The organism is Oleiphilus sp. HI0067, assembly GCF_001635735.1.
This window is the reverse complement of the sequence record NZ_LWFI01000235.1, coordinates 1-5,733: the sequence shown is the minus strand read 5'-3', so window position 1 is coordinate 5,733 and position 5,733 is coordinate 1. Positions and strand designations below refer to the sequence as shown.

Sequence of the window (5,733 nt, the reverse complement as noted above, 5' to 3'; positions counted from 1 at the left end):
AAGCTGTGGGTTGAAGTGGAAATCAGACGCGTGATCAGCTTCTGCTGAAGACCAGTCGATGTAACCGTCGAACATGAAGTCAACACCTGCTACTGCGAAAGGAACACCGTAAGTAACTGTCAACTGAACGTCATCCTTGTTGTTTTCATTATCAGCGTAGAAAACGTTAGTGCCGAAAAACGCAAATCCTGGAAGATCCCAGCTCAAGCCAACACCGTAAAGGTAATTGTCTTGACTAAAACCAGTTGAGTTAGAGCTAAATTCGTAAGTTGTAGCAAGAAGTACATCTTTAATCGGACCAACACTTAAGTCTGATCCTGCTAAGTTACTAAGGCTGAAACGAGGAGAAAGTTCACCGTAAGTTTCGTTGAAGCTAGAAGCTGAACCTTTACCGTTTAGACGATCTACGAAGAAGAACGCATCACCCCAATCGTGGCCAGAAGCGTGCTCAATTGTCATCACAGTCATTTCTTGAGTCTTATTCGGAGCACCGAAGTTGTAACCTACATTGAAGTAATCAGCACTGTGAAGAACAGTTACACTGTTGTCTGCCCAGAATTGTTCTGCTTGAGCTGGAGCAGCGACTACCGCTGCAGAAAGTGCTGCTGCACTTGCAAGAGTTTTTAGTTGTTTCATTTTTCTACCTTAGTAATTACATCACGGCACTTTTTAGTTGTGCCTTTTTCCGGAAAATGGGAGCTTGCTGTGCAATAAGCTCAACAAAGCTCCCGATACTTTAAACGTCCCGGTTTACGACTGAGGCAATTTGCCCTCTACACCTTCGATGTAGAAACCAAAGCCTAGTAGCGCACCGTCATCCATGGTGCTACCAGCTGGTACAACTTCTTCGCCAGCCTGGTTAATAACAGGACCATCAAATACGCGCATTTCGCCCGCTTTCAAGGCCGCTTTTTTCTCTTCAACCAACGCAACAACATCAGCCGGAATAGCTTCGTTCAATGGTGCTAGATCTGTAGTACCTTCAGCGATACCAGGCCATAGATCTTCAGCTTTCCAAGTACCATCAAGAACTTGCTGAGCCTTCTTCAAGTAAAGAGGACCCCAGTTGTGAATAGCTGCTGTAAGGTGTGCTTTCTCACCGTACTCAGACATATCTGAGTGATAACCGATCGCGTACTTACCTTTCGCTTCAGCTGCTTGAATAACTGCTGCTGAGTCAGTGTGCTGAGTAAGAACGTCTGCACCTTGAAGGATCAAGGTTTCTGCAGCTTCACGCTCTTTGGCTGGGTCGTACCAAGTGCTCGCCCAAACAACTTTTACTTGAACGTCTGGGTTTACTTCTTTCGCGCCTTTAGTGAATGCGTTGATACCACGAATTACTTCTGGGATTGGGAATGAAGCAACGTAGCCAAGTACGTTAGATTCAGTCATCTTGCCTGCGATCAAACCAGTCAAGTAACGACCTTGATACGCACGCGTGAAGTAAGTACCCATGTTGTCTGCACGCTTGTAACCAGAAGCATGCTCGAACGCTACTTTAGGGAACTTCTTAGCAACCTTAAGAGTTGGGTTCATGTAACCGAATGAGGTTGTGAAGATTAGGTCGTTGCCTTTTGATGCCAACTGACGAATAACACGCTCACCGTCCGCGCCTTCTGGCACAGATTCAACGTAAGTTGTTTTTACTTTGTCGCCAAGTTGCTCTTCAACATACTTACGTGCTTCATCATGCGCGTAAGTCCAGCCCGCATCACCAGTAGGACCAACGTAAACGAAGCCGATGTTAATTGGGTCTTCCGCTTGCGCTACGCTCATGCCACCAGCTAGTGCTGCCGTCGCAAGCACTTTGCTAATTGTTTTTAGTTTCATTATTAACTCCTGAGTTTCTTTTTTATCTAGAGAGTAGCGATCAAACGCTACTCTCGTGACGCTTTAAAGCTGAGGTCTATATGGTTGACCCAGCGCCAAAGGCGTACTTAGTTTTGCTTTGATTGCATCGTTCGCGAGAACAACCAAAACAAGAATTGTTGCAACGTAAGGAAGCATTGCTAACAAATTAGGTGAGGCTTCAAAGCCCAGTCCTTGAAGAACCAAATGCATGATGCTCGCCGCACCAAACAAATAAGCTCCCAACATAATTCTTTCTGCTTTCCAGCTTGCAAATACAACTAATGCAAGTGCAATCCAGCCACGTCCTGCAGACATACCTTCAGACCAAAGAGGTGTATAAGCGAGTGATAAGTATCCACCTGCAAGACCAGCCATCGCACCACCAAACATGACTGCGCCGTAGCGTACTTTGAATACACTCATACCAATGGCGTTAGCCGCTTCTGGATTTTCGCCAACTGAACGAATCGTGAGGCCAAGACGCGTGCTCTTAAATACCCAGAACACCAAGCCGAACAGAACCCAACTGAGGTAAACCAACGGGTCATGCGAGAAAAAGATTTTGCCGATAACAGGAATATCGCTCAGTAGTGGAATCGTCCACGCCTGAATACCTTCGATGCCTACCCCAACGTAGCTCGCGCCAATAAAGGCACTTAAGCCAGTACCAAATATCGTTAAGGCTAAACCCGTAGCGACTTGGTTTGCGACCAGCGAAATCGCTAAGAAACCAAATAGCAATGACATAAACATACCAGCAATAACTGATGCCACAAGACCCAAGCCCAAATTACCGGTGATCACTGAGGCAGCAAAACCAAGCACTGCGCCCATTAGCACCATGCCTTCTTGGCCCAAGTTCAATACACCAGACTTTTCACACACCATTTCACCCAATGCGATCAAAATAAGCGGCGTACCTGTGCGAATGGTCGCAAATAAGATGTTAGTGATTAATTCAATATCCACGACTGCCCCTTACGCCTGCGCTGTTTCTTGTTGATTGCTAGATGATTTAGTTTGAACCGGACGATCTCGAACGATGCGATATGAGATCAACAAGTCACACGCTAAGAGATAAAACAGCAACATACCTTGGAATAAGCCCGTAATAGACTTCGGAAGTGTCAGGTCCATTTGAACCATTTCACCGCCCATGTAAGTGAGTGCGAGAAGCATACTGGCAATCACAATACCGCCAGGATGCATACGGCCCAAGAACACAATAATAATCGCAGCATAGCCGTAGCCAGGTGCAATATATGGATTCAACTGCCCGACAGGACCAGTGACTTCAGACACACCAGCGAGCCCCGCCAAAGCACCACAAATTAGCAGCACCAACCAAACAAGCTTTTTATCTTTAAACCCTGCAAAACTTGCTGCTGAAGGATCTTGACCCAGCACATTAATCTGGAAGCCGAGCATTGCACGAGACATAAATGTCCAAATGACGGCCACGGCAAACAAAGCGAATAAGATAGAGATCGTCAAACGATAGTCTTCGAAAATAACCGGAAGCATCGCGAAATCAGAGAATAAAGCCGACTCGGGGAAGTTAAATCCGTCTGGATCTTTTAAGGGGCCATGTACGCCATAGTATAAGAAGTACAAAGCGATATAGTTGAGCATAATGGTGGTTAGAATTTCATTCGCAGAGAAACGCGTTTTTAACCACGCCGCCAGCGCTGCCCACGCCAAACCACATAAACTACCGAATAGAAGTACAGCCGGTAGCACCCAGTAACTTTCAACATCACCCAGTTGCAATGCTAAGAAACCGCCGCCTAGGCCGCCAAGAATAAACTGCCCTTCTGCACCGATGTTCCATACCTGTGCTTTAAAGCAAAGCATTAAGCCCATTGCACACAATAATAGTGGCGCAACTTTGATACCGAGTTCAGTCCAACCGTACAAGTCCTCGAGCGGCTGTAAGAAGAATACATAGAGAGAACCCAGTGGATCATGCCCTAAGGAAGCAAATACGATTGCACCACTAATCAAGGTTAATAGCACCGCCAGCACTGGCGATAAATAGGCCATTGCCTTCGAGTCTGAAGGACGCTTTTCTAATTTAAAGATCATGCGACCGCTCCCGCTTGCTCGTTATCTTCTACAGGAGTCTTGTCACCCGCCATCCATTTACCAAGTTGGTTAATGCTAACCTTCTCTGTCGCTGCAACAGGTGACAACTCACCATCACAAATCGCACAGATACGATCACTGATTTGATACAACTCATCGATATCCTCAGACACTACTAGGATCGAAGCACCGGCATCACGTAATTTGATGAGTTCATGGCGAATCAAAATCGCAGCACCAATATCCACACCCCACGTAGGATGCGAACACACTAATAACTTAGGATTTTGAAGAATCTCACGACCGATAATGTATTTTTGGAGATTACCACCAGACAAAGACTTCGCTTGCGCTTGCGCATCCGGTGTTTTTACTTTGAAGTTACTGATAATAGTGTTGGCGAACTCTTTGACTTTGGAGCGATTAATCCAACCTTTATTGACCAAATCACCCGTTTGATATGCCGTGAGTAGACCATTGTCTTCCAAGGACATATCTGGAACCGCACCACGTCCTAGACGTTCTTCAGGGACAAAACCTAAACCTAAAGCGCGTCGTTCGGCAGGTCCTAATTTACCCACTGTCAGATCTTCAAACTTGATGACAGAGGCTTCACCTAGCTCTTCGCCACCGATCATATCGAGCAGTTCTTCTTGCCCATTTCCTGCAACACCAGCAATACCCAGAATCTCACCTTTGCGCACATCCATGGTGATGTTTTTAAGTGAAGTAGAGAATGGATCGTCTGATTGGTGACTCAAGTTAGTAACTTGAAGGAATACATCACCACCGACCGCTTTCTGGTAGTCCTGATTCAATGGAGTGTCATCGCCAACCATCAAACGCGCAATTTCATCCGTTGTTGTTTCTTGCGGATTACAGTCACCTGTCACCACACCGCCACGCAAAATCGTTGCGCCTGTGCAAATAGCACGCACTTCATCAAGCTTGTGTGAGATAAACAAAATACTGCAGCCTTCAGCACTCAATGTCTGAAGTGTCTTAAAGAGAGTTTCAACTTCTTGTGGGGTCAGTACGGAGGTAGGTTCGTCGAGAATGAGTAGTTTAACGTCTTGAAGTAGGCAGCGAACAATTTCTACGCGTTGCTGCTCACCGATAGATAAGGTGTGAACATAACGATCTGGATCGAGCTTCATTCCATAGCGTTCAGATACTTCACTGATACGCTGCTTCAAGCCATCCATCGACCCGACTTGGTCTTTCGGAATACTGAGTGCGATGTTTTCAGCCACGGTAAGCGTTTCAAATAAAGAGAAATGCTGAAACACCATCCCTATTCCAAGTTCCCTAGCGTGCGAAGCGCCTTTTACTGAAACAGGTTTTCCTTCCCAGAGCATCTCACCTTCATCAGGCTTGACCACTCCGTAAATAATTTTCATCAGCGTACTTTTGCCTGCACCGTTCTCGCCAAGCAGCGCATGGATCTCACCTTTCTCTACATTGAGAGAAACCTTATTGTTCGCGACCGTTCCCGGATAGCGCTTGGTGATTCCGCTTAATTGTATGCGTTTCATTGTTTTACCTAACCGTCAAGACAGCGGCACTGAAATTAATTTTTATTTTCATAAGCAAGTACCTTGCCAACTCCTACCAACCGACTACATCCTTATAAACACATCATCCTTGGCTATTCGGTCAGAAAATATAAACACATAAAAACCAAAATCAACGCATAACATCTATAAACAAAAGATATAAGAGATTCGATAAAATTCAGAAAATTAGCTGACCATTTGGTTATACTTGTAATTATATAGATTCAATTTTGAGACTTGA

The 5,733-nt window shown here is 45.5% G+C and carries 5 protein-coding genes; all 5 read right to left on the bottom strand.

Going from position 1 to position 5,733, the window contains the following annotated elements; all coding sequences use genetic code 11:
* Positions 1 to 636: outer membrane protein OmpK (locus A3739_RS03110; RefSeq protein WP_068500268.1), on the bottom strand; the 636-nt coding region annotated here is incomplete at its 3' end.
* A gap of 114 nt (positions 637 to 750) precedes the next feature.
* Positions 751 to 1,830, bottom strand: coding sequence for a BMP family ABC transporter substrate-binding protein (locus A3739_RS03105; protein ID WP_068478194.1), 1,080 nt, complete (start codon positions 1,828 to 1,830; stop codon positions 751 to 753).
* 63 nt (positions 1,831 to 1,893) lie between these two features.
* Entirely contained in the window at positions 1,894 to 2,820 is a 927-nt protein-coding gene (locus A3739_RS03100) for an ABC transporter permease (protein ID WP_068478191.1), read from the bottom strand.
* Between the two features lie 9 nt (positions 2,821 to 2,829).
* Entirely contained in the window at positions 2,830 to 3,936 is a 1,107-nt protein-coding gene (locus A3739_RS03095; RefSeq protein ID WP_068478189.1) for an ABC transporter permease, read from the bottom strand.
* Positions 3,933 to 5,471, bottom strand: a complete 1,539-nt coding sequence (locus A3739_RS03090; protein WP_068478187.1) for an ABC transporter ATP-binding protein — start codon at positions 5,469 to 5,471, stop codon at positions 3,933 to 3,935. Before A3739_RS03090 ends, A3739_RS03095 begins: the two co-directional genes overlap by 4 nt.
* Positions 5,472 to 5,733: the final 262 nt, after the last annotated feature.